This is a genomic window from Rubinisphaera margarita (genome assembly GCF_022267515.1).
Classification (GTDB): domain Bacteria; phylum Planctomycetota; class Planctomycetia; order Planctomycetales; family Planctomycetaceae; genus Rubinisphaera; species Rubinisphaera margarita.
Genome location: NZ_JAKFGB010000012.1, coordinates 289,996 through 302,638, shown reverse-complemented (window position 1 = coordinate 302,638; position 12,643 = coordinate 289,996). Strand labels below are relative to the sequence as shown.

Annotated in this window: 11 protein-coding genes; 7 read left to right on the top strand and 4 right to left on the bottom strand. The window is 57.0% G+C overall.

What is annotated here, in order from left to right:
• Positions 1-253 precede the first annotated feature (253 nt).
• Together L1A08_RS09760 and L1A08_RS09755 are read left to right on the top strand one after the other, a co-directional pair.
• On the top strand, positions 254-1,111 hold the full coding sequence (locus L1A08_RS09760) for a PRC-barrel domain-containing protein (protein WP_238756153.1): 858 nt from the start codon (positions 254-256) through the stop codon (positions 1,109-1,111).
• Between the two features lie 24 nt (positions 1,112-1,135).
• Positions 1,136-1,672 carry an acyltransferase family protein gene (locus L1A08_RS09755; protein WP_238756152.1) on the top strand — a complete coding sequence of 179 codons (537 nt, stop codon included), beginning with the start codon at positions 1,136-1,138 and terminating at the stop codon, positions 1,670-1,672.
• Between the two features lie 16 nt (positions 1,673-1,688).
• Here the strand turns inward: L1A08_RS09755 and L1A08_RS09750 are convergent, their stop codons facing one another.
• The 3 genes from L1A08_RS09750 to L1A08_RS09740 form a co-directional block, all read right to left on the bottom strand.
• Positions 1,689-4,406, bottom strand: a complete 2,718-nt coding sequence (locus L1A08_RS09750) for an MGH1-like glycoside hydrolase domain-containing protein (protein ID WP_238756151.1) — start codon at positions 4,404-4,406, stop codon at positions 1,689-1,691.
• 184 nt (positions 4,407-4,590) lie between these two features.
• Entirely contained in the window at positions 4,591-6,471 is a 1,881-nt protein-coding gene (locus tag L1A08_RS09745) for a pyrroloquinoline quinone-dependent dehydrogenase (protein WP_238756150.1), read from the bottom strand.
• A 1-nt stretch (position 6,472) separates the two neighbouring features.
• A complete protein-coding gene (locus L1A08_RS09740) occupies positions 6,473-7,903 on the bottom strand; it encodes a sulfatase family protein (RefSeq protein ID WP_238756149.1) in 1,431 nt (476 codons plus the stop codon).
• A gap of 116 nt (positions 7,904-8,019) precedes the next feature.
• Here L1A08_RS09740 and L1A08_RS09735 point away from each other — a divergent pair, with 116 nt between their 5' ends.
• From L1A08_RS09735 to L1A08_RS09715, 5 genes are all read left to right on the top strand, one after another.
• Positions 8,020-8,346 (top strand): hypothetical protein, encoded by a 327-nt coding sequence (locus L1A08_RS09735; RefSeq protein WP_238756148.1) that lies wholly within the window; start codon positions 8,020-8,022, stop codon positions 8,344-8,346.
• Positions 8,343-9,704 carry an outer membrane protein assembly factor BamB family protein gene (locus tag L1A08_RS09730; protein ID WP_238756147.1) on the top strand — a complete coding sequence of 454 codons (1,362 nt, stop codon included), beginning with the start codon at positions 8,343-8,345 and terminating at the stop codon, positions 9,702-9,704. The genes L1A08_RS09735 and L1A08_RS09730 overlap by 4 nt, the downstream gene beginning before the upstream one ends.
• Entirely contained in the window at positions 9,701-9,988 is a 288-nt protein-coding gene (locus tag L1A08_RS09725) for a putative signal transducing protein (RefSeq protein WP_238756146.1), read from the top strand. The genes L1A08_RS09730 and L1A08_RS09725 overlap by 4 nt, the downstream gene beginning before the upstream one ends.
• A 91-nt stretch (positions 9,989-10,079) precedes the next feature.
• Complete coding sequence (locus tag L1A08_RS09720) at positions 10,080-10,691, top strand: thioredoxin family protein (protein WP_238756145.1); 612 nt, start codon at positions 10,080-10,082, stop codon at positions 10,689-10,691.
• 28 nt (positions 10,692-10,719) lie between these two features.
• The gene (locus L1A08_RS09715; protein WP_238756144.1) at positions 10,720-11,040 is read left to right on the top strand and encodes a hypothetical protein; all 321 of its coding nucleotides are present in this window, start codon (positions 10,720-10,722) and stop codon (positions 11,038-11,040) included.
• Positions 11,041-11,126: 86 nt separating this feature from the next.
• On the opposite strand, the gene L1A08_RS09710 is transcribed toward L1A08_RS09715, so the two are convergent.
• A complete protein-coding gene (locus tag L1A08_RS09710) occupies positions 11,127-12,503 on the bottom strand; it encodes a Gfo/Idh/MocA family protein (protein WP_238756143.1) in 1,377 nt (458 codons plus the stop codon).
• Between the last annotated feature and the right edge of the window lie 140 nt (positions 12,504-12,643).

Sequence of the window (12,643 nt, the reverse complement as noted above, 5' to 3'; positions counted from 1 at the left end):
ACCGAGATCGGTCTCGCTCATCGTCGGTCGACATCAAGTTGATCGATTTGAAGTCGCGCTGCTTCCCGATAGGACAGTTCGCGGACACTTTCGTGCTTGCGTTCGAGGCTCTCTGCCATCCTTGCCACCCTCATTCCCTCTGGAACAGGAGGGAGGGGCGTCGATCCTGTCGATTGTCCTGCTTGGCATGCTAAGTGCACCTTCGTCTCCAACAGCGTTCGTACACACTCGACCCGGACAGAAGGAGACTATGATGAAGAGACTACAAAGTGTTACAGCGGGCATTGCGATGATGGCGGTTTTCGGACTGATGACCTCCGCCCATGCCGAACAGCCCGCACGCGCCGCCGCTGAAGGTCAAGGAGCCCAGCAGTACGTTCCGACTTCCCAGATTATTGGTGCTGGAATTCGGGACGCAAACAACGAGCAGATCGCCAATGTCGACGATCTGGTCATGAATCGCCAGGGCAAAGTGCAGTATGTGATTGCCGGAGTTGGTGGGCTGGCCGGACTGGGCGAAAGCCAGGTCGCAATTCCTGTCGAATCGCTTCAGTGTCAGTGCACGACTGAAGACGGCGAACGGGAATGCTACATGACGATCTCGATGACTCAGGAGAAACTGTCGGAAGCCCCGAAACTTGAGAAAGAAAACCATGCCGAACTCTTCGACACTGCATGGATTTCACAGAACCGCAGCTACTTCAGTGCGAAGTCGGCTGAAAACGCTCAGGCACGGCGTGCTGGTAGCCTCGTGCTGCACTCGAACCTGAATGACGTTTATCTGAACACACCAAACGAAGAAGAAGATCAGGGACAGATTGATGATCTCGTCGTTGATACTGCGGAACACAAAGTGAAATTCGCAATCATCGGCCTTGGCGGTACTCTGGGAGTCGGTGAGAACTATGTCGCCGTTCCTTTTGAAGCTCTGCAGCTTCGCCTGAACGAAGACAACGCCTTTGAAGTTTCGACCAACATGACCGTTGAGCAGTTGAAAGCGGCTCCGAAAGTAACGAGTCCGGACTATGTTGAACTGCAGGGAGACGAATTCCGCAATCAGATCAAGAATCTGAAAAGCGACCGTCCTGCCCGCACTCCGCGAAACCCGTAATCGGTTAAGCTGAAACGCAGCTCAGTGCAGGACTGTAAAGCAGAGGCGATCTTTCGTCTCTGCTTTTTTTATGCGCGGATTCCCTTTCTAGAACTCGCGATTCCCTTCCGAAACGGCTGCTCAAAACCATTACATTGTGGGGGGCTGGCTCCCGTCCTTACATTCGCCCTTCTGGTCGGCGTGCACGCGTTGCCGGAGACCTTTCATTACAGCGTCGGATTCACGATCGAATCACTGCTCATGGGCCTGCTGATGATTCAGCTCGTCATGCTCTCCAATCGCGGCTGTTGGAAATGGCTGGACTGGAAACCGATCCGATTTCTCGGCGTTCTGTCCTATTCCATGTACCTGTATCATGCCTGGGGGCTGGCTGCGGGGCGTAGGATCGGAACCGGCTCGCTCCCGCTGGAGGTCTTTGCCGGAGTCGGCTTTACCATTCTACTGGCGTGCGGATCCTACTACTGCGTCGAAGTGCCATTTCAGAAGCTCCGCGATCAATGGGAACCGTGGATCGCCGCCGACCGACGGCATCAACCTGCCGCCGTCGCATCAACGACTTAGTGCCTGTCCAGATTCGCTACGTTGAAGCCGACATTTCGACCGATTCCTTCTGCGCTCGATTCAGGCTCAGCATGTCGAGACAGGTCGTGATCAGAGCCGTCCAACCCGTCTGATGTGAGGCTCCGAGTCCCTCGCCGGTATCTCCATGGAAGTATTCGTGGAAGAGCACATACTGCTGCCAGAGAGCCGGGTCGATATCCTTCTTGGACTCCACCATCGAAGGCCGTTGTCCGTCTGAAGCGCGTGGAAGAAACAGCCTGGACAGACGACACATCAACTCATCGGCCGCTTCGTCGAGTGTGATCCAGTTCCCGGAACCGGTCGGGCATTCGACCGTCAGTTCTTTGTCGTAGAACTCATGATAATGCCGGAGAGCTTCGATGAGCATGAAGTTGATCGGAAACCAGATCGGCCCCCGCCAGTTGGAATTCCCGCCGAACATCCAACTGTCCGATTCACCAGGGACATAAGCAACCTGATGTGTGACTCCCTGAACGGTCAGTTCGAACGGCTCTTTCTCGTGCTTCCTCGACAACGATCGGATGCCGTAATCCGAGAGAAACTCGGTTTCATCGAGCAGGACAGCCGCGACCCGCTTCAAACGCTTCTTTGAAGGAATCGACAGTAGCATCCGATTACTGTTTGAATCGGGCTCGGCGAACGTGATGTGTTTGACGAGGTCGTGGCGGAACTTGATGAACCAGTCGAGCTTGCGGCGGAAAGAGGGGAGCCGGTCGATCAATTCTTCATCGAGAATGACCACGGCAATCAGCGGCAGCAACCCGACGAGCGAACGCACTTTCAGCGGGACCGACTTACCGTCCATTCTCAGGTGATCAAAGTAGAACGCATCGTCTTCATCCCAGAGCCCGTCTCCATCCAGGCAGTTGATGGCGTCGGTGATGCGTACAAAGTGATCGAGAAACTTCGATGCCATCTCCGCATACGCTTCATCGTTGCGTGCGAGTTCCAGCGCGATGGTGAGCATCGTGCCGCAATAGAACGCCATCCAGGCTGTGCCGTCGGCCTGTTCCAACTGGGCTCCGGCTGGCAATCCCTTCGTGCGGTCGAAGACTCCGATGTTATCCAGCCCAAGAAACCCGCCCGCAAAAACGTTGTCGCCGTTCGCGTCAATCTGGTTGACCCACCAGGTGAAGTTCAACAACAGGCGTTGAAATGCCTTGGCCAGGAAGTGGTGATCGTTGCCACCGGTAATCTGGAAGACACGAAGACAGGCCCAGGCGTGAACGGGCGGATTCACATCGTAAAAGGCAAACTCGTAAGCCGGAAGCTGACCGTTGGGATGCATATACCATTCGCGGAGCAGCAGGATGAGCTGCTTCTTGGCGAACACGGGATCGACCTTGGCCATGGGGAGCATGTGAAACGCCAGATCCCACGCTGCAAACCACGGGTACTCCCATTTGTCCGGCATCGAGATGATGTCTCGGGCATAGAGATGCCGCCAGCGATAGTTGCGCCCATGCTTCCGCTGCTCGGGGGGCGGAGCCACATCCCGGTCGCCGTTGAGCCAGTCGTCGACGATGTAATGGTAGAACTGCTTCGACCACAGGAGCCCTGCGTACGCCTGCCTGCTCACGTTCCGCTCTTCCTCGCTGAGTTGGGGCGGAATGACTGTGGCATAGAACTCATCGGCTTCGCGGATTCGGTTCGCAAAAGTCTGTTCATATGGCTTGCCGAGTGGATCTTCGACCAGTCGAGTCGCATCGGACAGACGAACGCGGATTTCGACCTCGCCGCCGGGAGGAATTGTGTTGTGATAGAGTCCCGCGACTTTCGTGCCGAGCTTCTTGGGATGGACGGCATCCTTTTCATCGTTGATCACATAACGATGAAACGCGTCCTTCACATACGGTGAGTCATTGGGAGTTCCGAACAACTGCTCCGAGTTCGTTTCGTTCTCGGTGAAGAGCAGGGGTCTCGCCTCGCCCGATGCGGAAGGGCTGAACGTACACCGAAACGGCTGCAGCGATTCGTGTCGTGTCTCAACGGAATTCTCATCCACCGAGAGGATCCGCGGCTTCATCCAGCAGCCTTCGTGATGACACCCCCAGACCCACGTATTGCGGAACCAGAACGTCGGCAACATCCACAGGTCGTGAGCTTCCGGCCCCTGATTCTTGGCGGTAATCCGCATCAGGATGTCGTTATCGCTCTCTTTGGCGTACTCGATTGTGATGTCGAAGAAGCGGTTCTCTCGAAAAACGCCCGTGTCGATCAGTTCGTACTCGCGATCGTGCAGCCCCCGCTTTCCGTTCTCGGCCACGAGTTCCGCATATGGAAACTCGGCGTGAGGATAGCGATACAGAGCTTTCATATAAGAGTGTGTCGGGGTCGAGTCGAGGTAGTAGTAACACTCCTTCACGTCTTCGCCGTGATTCCCTTCGGGCCCAGTCAGGCCGAAGAGCCGCTCTTTGAGGATCGGGTCCCGTCCATTCCAGAGCGACACCGCGAAACACAGCCGACACTGGCGATCGGTGAGACCGAGCAGGCCATCTTCGCCCCAGCGGTAAACGCGGCTGCGTGCGTGATCGTGACGGAAATAGCCCCAGGCGTCGCCGTTCTCGGAGTAATCCTCGCGGACCGTTCCCCATTGCCGTTCGGAAAGGTAGGGACCCCACCGCTTCCAGTTCTCCGCCCGTTTAACACTCTCTTCGAGTCGCAAATGTTCAGCCGTCTTCTGTCCGTTCGTATGCGATTGCGGCTGTGTCATAGATTTCTTCCCGCCCTGGAATTCCGTCGTTGCTGATTTGATAGTCGTCGACGCACATTATATCGACAAGGCAGGATCAACCGATCCCGTAAATTGCGGTATTCCGCTGATGGAATCTCCGAAGCGAAATCTGTGCCAGCGTCATATCAGCAACTGAGTGCCTGTTGATCGGTCGCAGGGCAACCTAATTCGGCAATGCGAAGGCGACAAACGCGTCTCCAGCGCGTGTCCTTAATTTGCCTGCTCCGCCTGCAGCGATGACCACGTACTGCTTCCCGTTCACTGCGTAGGTCGCCGGCGTGGCATAGCCTCCGGCATCGAGCTGATGTTCCCAGAGCAATTTGCCGGACTGTTTATCGAACGCATGAAACTTCTCGTCCTTGGTCCCGCCAATGAAAACCAGCCCGCCAGCCGTCACGATTGTTCCGCCAAACGTTTCCGTTCCGGTCTGCGGAATCCCTCGAGCCGTCAGTTCCGCATACTCGCCGAGCGGCACCTGCCAGCGAATTGTTCCGGCATTCAGATCGATCGCACTCAGCTGGCCCCATGGCGGTTCAATCGCCGGATAGCCTTCCTGATCGAGAAATTGAATATAGCCCCGATGCTGATAGTCGTAGGGTGCCTTCTCATCCGCCCTGGCCAGTGTGAGAATGTTCGGCACATTGTTCGAGTTCACGTACAGCAGGCCGGTCTCGGGATCGTAGGAGGCTCCCGACCAGTTCGCCCCGCCATGATATCCGGGAATTACGACCGTACCTTCCAGGCTCGGCGGGTTATAAGCCGGCCCCCGTCTGAGTGATTGCATCTTTTCCAGTACGAAGTCGCGATTCTCTTTTCCAATATTCGTTACGTTCGTTTCATCGAAGTGCTGCACGCTGAACGCGGGAGGTTTGACGGGGATCGGCTGGGTCGGCCAGGCCTGTTCTCCCGGAACATCCGACGCAGGCACCGGCTTCTCGACCACTTCAAAGAGCGGCTTACCGGTCTCCCGATTGAACAGGAAGACGTGACCGGTTTTCGTCACCTGCGCGACGGCTTCGATCTTCCTGCCGTCGTGATCGACAGTGATAAGGTTGGGATAGACTGGCAGATCGTGATCCCACAGGTCATGGTGCAAGGTCTGAAAGTGCCAGACTCGCTCACCGGTTCGGGCGTCTATCGCAATGGTGCAGTTCGCGAACAGGTTCTGCCCCTTGCGATCGCCTCCATAAAAATCGAACGCCGCCGAACCGAGACCGCAAAAAACGAGTTGCCGCTGTTCATCGACACTTACGCCGCCCCAGGCATTGGCCCCTCCGCGGTTCTTCCATGAATCGCCGTCCCAGGTTTCGTTGCCAAACTCGCCCGGTTCCGGAACTGTGCGGAAGGCCCAGACTTGTTTGCCTGTATGAACATCGAAGGCGCGAACGTCGCCCGGAGCGGCATCTCCGGGACCTTCGCCGCAGGAGAAACCAAGGATCACGCGATCGCCACAGACCGCCGGGGCAGAGGTCGGTCCGTAAGGAAGCCGGGTCAGATCGCGATCGATATCCTCTCTCAGATCCTTGACTCCGTCAGTCCCAAAGTCCGGATCGAGTTCGCCGGTCTCGGGAATGAAAGAAAATAGTCGTCCGTCGGAGATGCCGTGAAAGATCCGTTCCTTGCCGCTCTCCGCATCCTTCCAGTACGCGAGTCCACGATTCACGCCGCCCGAAGCCAGAGGGTAGGGATGCTCAAGCTCCATGGGATCAAACTCCCACAACACGTCGCCGGTGTCGGCTTTCAAAGCGACCACACGTCGGTGTCCGGTCGTCACGTACATCACGCCATCGATGATCAGCGGCGTGCATTCGATGATCTTCTGTGGCACGCGATCGAGTTCGCCGGTGTGATAGGTCCACGCTACCTCGAGCTGGCCGACGTTCTCGCGAGTGATCTGAGTCATCTCGGAATAGCGCTGGCAGCCGCGATCCCCCCCGACGGTGATCCAGTCGATCGACTCTCCGGGCTGTTGACCAGCAACTTCGACTGACGACTGGCATACGACAACGGCCAGAAGCAGAGCGGATCTCCAAATTTGAGACATGCTACTTTTTCTTTCTCTGTTCAAACTTCCCGATGCGTTTCATTCCGTCCTCCGTCAGCAGCGGATCCTCTGTGGTCTTCCGCCAGTCGACCAGAGCCTGTTTCATCTGGCGGAGCACGGCCTGATGGTCCTTGTCTTCGGCCAGATTATCGAACTCCCACGGATCATTCTGCAGATCGTAGAGTTCGAATTCCGGCGGGTTCACCGCCCGTTCGAAGGCGGCGCGGGTGGCGTCGGAAACACCGTCCGACTCCATGGCCAGCTGGTAGGCGGCATCGCCATCGACTCTCTCAGTCGCTGACTTCTTTGCAGCGAGTAAATTGTGGATCAGCTTGAACCGCTCATTGCGGATTGTCCGTCGTGGGAAGAACGGCGAGCTGCCATGATAGTGGAATTCCGTGGCGAGCGTCTTCCGCCAGTTCGCATCGCCAGCCGTCTTCGTCAGGGAGTCCCCGTGGAGGCTCCGCGAGTTCTCGATCCCGGCTGCTTCAAGAAAGGTCGGCAGGATATCGACAGTCGACACCAGTGCCTCTGTCCTGTCTCCCGAATCAAAGACGCCGGGCCAGTGCAGGAGCATCGGCACTTTCACGCCTCCTTCGTAGCACGAGGTCTTGCCCCGAAAGAACGGAGGACCATGATCCGATACGAATAACACGACCGTATTCTCCGCGTGTCCCGCTTTCGCCAGCTGATCCAGCAGCAGGCCGACGCCTTCATCGAAGCGAGAAACGGCATTGTAATACTGAGTGATGCGTTCGATCTCTTCGGGATGATCGAGCCGCTGAAATGGGAAGGGGGGCACTTGCCCGACCTTCAGCGGTTCCCGGGGAATGCCTTTATACTGTGTCGGAAACGCTTCCTTCGGGGGCCGGGGGCTTCGGCCGTGGACGTGAGGATCGGAAAAGTTCGCCATGAAGAAGTACGGCTGCTGCGTCTTTCGAAAGAAGTCGCCGGCTTTCTCCGTGGTGGCGACCACGTCTCGCGTGTCGCTTCGAATCCGCACATCGAACGGGAACACGTTTTCCGGCCCGACATGCAACTTGCCCAGAATGCCGGTTGAATAACCGGCCTGCTTCAGCAGGGCAGGGAGGGTCTGCGAATGCAGCGATTCGTGCAGCTGAAACCCGACCCCCGCGTTGAGCAGTCCGTACTGGCCGTTCGCATGCGGGTAGAGTCCGGTGAACATGGCACTTCGCGAAGGACTGCACGAAGCCTGCGCGACATAGGCGTTCTCAAACAGTCGACTGCGTTTGGCGAGCTTGTCCAGATGCGGTGTGCGAGCGGCGTTGTCTCCGTAACACCCGAGTTGCAGACCGAGATCGTCAGCCGTGATCAGGAGCAGATTGGGCCGTTCAGAACCTGCCGCGGAAAAGGACGTCGAAAGACCGAGCAGAAACGCGACTGCAATCGACAGCAACAGAGGTAGATTCATCGGAACAGATCTCCTGAAAAAGCAGAACAACGGTTCGCCACGAAGAAACTCATGGATAGAATACGATAACTGGATCCGCCCCCGATTTGAATTCGCCCTCCGCAATGAGGCCGCCCATGCTGACGATGCCCCGTCATAAAAAATACGGACATTGTGTCTGCTGCAACCGTGAGACGCTGCTCACATTTCATCATCTCATTCCCCGCAAGATGCATCGCCGGCCGTACTTCCAGAAGAATTACACCAAAGAGGAGCTGAATCGCGGCATCTGCATCTGTCGACTGTGCCATAACGGGATCCACGATCGGCACGACGAAATGACACTCGCCAAAGAGTTTCCGACCTTCGAGCAATTGATTGCGGATGGTGAACTGCAGCGACACTTCGCCTGGGTGGCGAAGCAGAAGATCAAACCAGCCGTTCCGTCGAAAGGGGCGCGATGAGTTCTCACTGCCGACTCAGTCTCTCAGCTTGCCTGCTCATCCTGCTCGCCGGATGCGGAAAGCGGACGCCGGTCGAGACTGTTTCTCCGGAAACGTCGGGCGTCGAGTTTGCAGAGCGATCGCTTGCTCATCTCGACGGCGAATGGCCGGGCTGGCGGGGACTTGATCACAACGGTGTCGCCGTGAATTGCAGTGTTCCCACGAGCTGGGGAGAGGACCAGGCGATCCGCTGGCGTGTGCCCGTGCCGGGACGCGGACACAGTTCACCGACAGTCGTCGAAGATCGTATCTACCTCGCGACCGCCACTGATCAACCTGATCAGCAATCGATTCTGGCTTACGACCGCGAGAGTGGGGAGCAACTCTGGAAGACAATCATCAGCGAAGGGGGTTTCCCTCCGGCCGGGCAGATGCATTCCAAGAGCACCCACGCCAACGGCACGGTCGCCTGCGATGGCGAGCGTGTTTTCGGAGCATTTCTGCATCACGACAAGGTTCTTGCCTACGGACTCGATGCGGCCACAGGAGACCTCGACTGGACGCAGGAACTCGGAGCATTCAACTCGAAGTTCGGCTACGCCCCTTCGCCGGTGCTTTATCATTCGCTTGTCATCTTCGCCGCAGACAATCAGGGGGGAGGCTACCTGGCTGCTCTTGATCACGAAACTGGCGGGATCGCCTGGCGGATTGAACGCGCCGCGGTGAGTTCTTATTCATCTCCCACCGTGGCCTCCGTTGGAGGAAGGGATCAGCTTTTGATTCCGGGAACGGGCTACGTGACCAGTTACGATCCGAGATCGGGTGAACAGCTGTGGCAGACCCTGGGGACGGCCGAAGCGACGTGCGGCACGGTCGTCACTTCAGCGGATGCCATCTTCGCCAGCGGCGGATTCCCTCAGAAGCAGACCGTGGCGTTTTCGCCAGCGGGTCAACTACTGTGGTCTTCCCGAACGAGTTTGTACGAGCCGTCGCTAATCGCACTCGATGGTTATCTCTACGGCGTAACAGACAACGGGATCGCCTGCTGCTGGAACCAGACCGATGGTCAGGAGCTCTGGAAAGAGCGACTGCAGGGCGGATTCTCGGCGTCGCCGGTCGCCTGCGGAGATCATATTCTCGTCTCCAATTTGCAGGGAGACACCTACGTTTTTAAAGCCGATCCGAGCAGCTACCAGGAAGTGGCTGTCAACAAACTCGGAACCGATTGCTATGCCAGTCCGGCGATCGTCGGCAATCAGCTGTTTCTCCGAGTTGGAATCGGTTCCGGGAATGCCCGCCGGGAAGAGCTGATCTGTATTGAAGTCCCTTCCCCTTCTCCCACGGAGGCGGATGCCCCTATTTCTCAGGTGATTCCATGACCGAACCGTTTTCCGACAACGACCTTCATCGCCTCGACCAGCGAATTGTCGAGGCCTATCGAGCCACCGACGCCTCGGAAGCTCAACTGATCATCAATGCCCTGGAGGCGCAGGGGATCCGGGCTCACATGGCTGGTTCGAACACCGCTGGAGGCTACGCTGAAGTCGTCGGCTGGCACGCCTCGCCGCAAGTGCTCGTCTTCGAAAATGATGTGGAAGCGGCTCGTAAAATCATCGCCGATGCCACTCGAGATTTCGAAGGCCGCACGGCTGACGAAGAATGACACATCCGAGCCGCTTCTGAAAATGGAGTTTTGAGCTGCCTTGATGGTGCTCAGTCAGCAACTGTGTGATGCCGCTTTTATTGAGGTGATTATGTCGATTCGGCTTTCATTCGCTCTGATTCTGCTCTGCTGTGCTTTTCCGCTCCAGAGCGAAGCGGGCAAGTACAATCCGGACCGGAGTATCGGAGATCAGTTCGCGGGCTTCGAGTCCCTCCCGGCTACGGACGGGAAGACCTATTCCTCCTCTGACTTTGAAGACGCGAGGGCACTGGTCATCGTCTTCACCTGCAATAGTTGCCCCTACGCGCTCGACTACGAAGAGCGGCTCAAAGCATTCGAAGAAAAGTGGGGCAGCGACCAGCGCGTACAGCTCGTGGCGATCAACTGTAATCTCGTTCCGTCCGATTCGCTGGAGAAGATAAAGGAGCGTGACGAAGAACAGGGCTTCAACTTCATTTATCTGTTCGATGAATCGCAACAGACCGGCAAAGCATTGGGAGCGCTGCGAACGCCCGAGTGCTTTGTTCTCGATCAGGACCGAAAGATCGTCTACATGGGGGCGTTCGACGACAGCACGAACGCCGCTGAGGTAGAGACTCGTTACGTCGAGAATGCGGTCGAAGCGGTGCTGCGGGGAAACAGCCCTGTGCCTGCCGAGACTCCGCCAATCGGCTGTCTGATTCGGTACAAACGTCGTCGATGAGCGATCCCGACAACGAAGGAGAAAGCCTTTGATCAAAAAATCGCGGACGAGACCGTTTCTCATTGGAACTCTATTCGCGGCAATCGCGATCGCGTTCTCGCTCCTTCTGTTCGCACGTCATGACGTCGCCGACGTGTACGCGGCGAGGAGATACCCCGAGCGACCTCAGTTCAACTGCATCGAATTGCACCCGCAGGATCCGCTCGGAAAAAGCCTCTGGCGTGTGACGTTGAATTTTTCCCTGTCGCAAGGCGGGGCACCGGTGCAGTGGCATCTCTGGCCGTTTCGTGAGATTCACGAAGAAGAACTCTGGTACGGTCGAAAGCGGTACTGTTTCCCGCCACAGTAGATGCAGGCAAACCATCGCCGGACACTAAAAAAAGCCGTGCGGCGATTTCCATCGACACACGGCTAGTTTAATCATCGGGGAACGGCTCAGACTTTGATCTCGTAGCCCTTCCGCTGTTCGCGCGACTGCCAGTTGTTGGCCTGTTCGTCGCCGACGATCTGTTCGTTCTCGGCATCCCAGTTCAGGGAGCGATCGAGACGGATCGCGATATTCGCCAGGTGACAGGTCGTCATGGCTCGATGATGCGAATAGACATCGGAGATCGGAAGCTCGCGAGACTTCACGCAGTTGAAGAAGTTCTCCATGTGTGAAGTGGGCTTGCTGCCGTAGATCTTTTCGATGGCATCTTCAGGTAGTGGATTGCTCGACAGCTCCTCGACTGGAGCCCCGGCGAGTTTGCCGCGATTCACGAACAGCCGGCCTTCGGTTCCTTCGAACATGATGCCGTTGTCGAACCCAAGGTCTTCAGCCTTTTCACGGATATTGAGAATCACGCCGTTGTTGAAGCGGGTTTTCACCGTGAACTGGAGCGCAACGTTGTAGCGGTCATCCTGAACTGGCATTCCGTCTTTGAGTTCAACATCGTGCACAGCCTCGATTGGCTCGATGGCTGCCAGGCGGGCTTTCGGATCCTGTTGCTCGATGGCCCACTGAGCGATGTCGATATGATGGGCCCCCCAGTCGGTCATTTTGCCGCCAGAGTATTCGTACCACCAGCGGAATTCGTAATGACAGTTCGAGGCGTTCCAGCGTCCACTCGTTTCTTTGAATCGATAATCGACGAGCGGAGCCTGTCCGAGCCACATTTCCCAGTTGAGTCCCTTCGGCACCTCGGCCACAGGAATCGGTCCGCTGGCACCGACTCCTCCGATCGCGCAGGTCACCTCTTTCAACTGACCGATGCGACCTTCCTTGATGATCGCTACGGCTTTGAGGAACCGCTGTCCCATTTCCGTTCGCTGCTGGGTTCCAACCTGAAAGACGGCTTTGGTCTGATCGAGCGCCTTGATGATCTGACGACCTTCTTCAATCGTCAGTGTGAGCGGCTTTTCGCAGTAGACGTCTTTGCCGGCCTGCATGGCTTCGATGGCGATCTTGGTATGCCAGTGGTCCGGCGTAACGATGGTGACGATGTCGATATCGTCCCGCTCGATGATCTTGCGATAGTCTTCGTAGACATCGACCATGCGATCGCTGCCCTGTTCCTTCTGCACACGTTCTTTTCCGGCTCCGGCATGATTTGCGTCCACATCACAGACGGCGGCACAGTCGCTGAACTTCATGGCCTGCGGACCGACTGCGCCCCAGCGGGAACCAGTGCCGATACACCCCAGAACAGGGCGTTCGTTGGCAGCCACGTAGTTCGAGCGGGCTGCGCTGGTGAACCAGTAGGGCATTGTTGCGCCGGCAGCGGCGGCGGTCGTCATTTTGAGAAAGTCGCGACGGGAATTCTGCGAACTCATCAAAAGCTCCTCTGCGAATGGATGTTGGTGCAAGTCGTGATTCAATACGGAGCGCGGGCCCAGAACATAAGGCCATGATTATATGTTGACCTCGTAGCCGATGAAAGCCTCAGCTCCTCTCTTCGGCCGTTAGAAGCCCC

Bases quoted from the DNA above. Each gene is read 5' to 3' on its own strand.
- L1A08_RS09740 (WP_238756149.1), bottom strand. From the start codon at position 7,903: ATGAATCTACCTCTGTTGCTGTCGATTGCAGTCGCGTTTCTGCTCGGT.
- L1A08_RS09760 (WP_238756153.1), top strand. From the start codon at position 254: ATGAAGAGACTACAAAGTGTTACAGCGGGCATTGCGATGATGGCGGTT.
- L1A08_RS09725 (WP_238756146.1), top strand. From the start codon at position 9,701: ATGACCGAACCGTTTTCCGACAACGACCTTCATCGCCTCGACCAGCGA.
- L1A08_RS09745 (WP_238756150.1), bottom strand. From the start codon at position 6,471: ATGTCTCAAATTTGGAGATCCGCTCTGCTTCTGGCCGTTGTCGTATGC.
- L1A08_RS09735 (WP_238756148.1), top strand. From the start codon at position 8,020: ATGCTGACGATGCCCCGTCATAAAAAATACGGACATTGTGTCTGCTGC.
- L1A08_RS09720 (WP_238756145.1), top strand. From the start codon at position 10,080: ATGTCGATTCGGCTTTCATTCGCTCTGATTCTGCTCTGCTGTGCTTTT.
- L1A08_RS09710 (WP_238756143.1), bottom strand. From the start codon at position 12,503: ATGAGTTCGCAGAATTCCCGTCGCGACTTTCTCAAAATGACGACCGCC.
- L1A08_RS09750 (WP_238756151.1), bottom strand. From the start codon at position 4,406: ATGACACAGCCGCAATCGCATACGAACGGACAGAAGACGGCTGAACAT.
- L1A08_RS09730 (WP_238756147.1), top strand. From the start codon at position 8,343: ATGAGTTCTCACTGCCGACTCAGTCTCTCAGCTTGCCTGCTCATCCTG.